This is a genomic window from Streptomyces goshikiensis (assembly GCF_014650555.1).
GTDB lineage: Bacteria > Actinomycetota > Actinomycetes > Streptomycetales > Streptomycetaceae > Streptomyces > Streptomyces goshikiensis.
Genome location: NZ_BMVE01000048.1, coordinates 1 through 611, shown reverse-complemented (window position 1 = coordinate 611; position 611 = coordinate 1). Strand labels below are relative to the sequence as shown.

At 70.4% G+C, this 611-nt stretch carries 1 protein-coding gene; it reads right to left on the bottom strand.

The features are described 5' to 3' along the window. On the bottom strand, window positions 1–611 hold a 611-nt coding region (locus IE248_RS37080), incomplete at both ends, for an acyltransferase domain-containing protein (protein ID WP_190033154.1).

The following is a 611-nucleotide window of genomic DNA, read 5'->3' as shown; positions in this document are numbered from 1 at the left end:
TGGACCGCAGCTGTCAGCACCGGGTGCGCGCTGGCCTCCACGAACACCGGGAAACCATCCGCGAGCAGCTGCTCGACCGTCTCCTGGAACCGCACCGGCCGACGCAGATTCCCGAACCAGTACCCCGCATCCAACGACGCCGTGTCGATCGCCGCGGCCTCCACCGTCGAGTAGAACGGAATCACACCCGCCCGGGGACGGATACCCGCCAAGACCTCCTCCAGCTCGGCTGCCAGTGTCTCCACATGCGCCGAGTGCGAGGCATAGTCCACCGGCAGACGCCGCGCCCGCACACCCTCCGCCTCACATACGGTCACGAACTCCGCCACCGCATCCGTGTCACCGGCGACCACCGTGGCCGACGGCCCGTTCACCACCGCCACCCCCAGACGCCCAGCCCAGCGCCCCAGGCGCTCCTCCACCACCGCCACCGGCAACGCCACCGACGCCATCCCGCCACGGCCCGCCAGCTCACGCCCGATCAACCGTGCACGCAACACCACCACACGGGCCCCGTCCTCCAACGACAGGCCACCCGCCACCACCGCCGCAGCAATCTCCCCCTGCGAATGCCCCACCACCGCATCCGGCACCACACCCAACGAACGCCA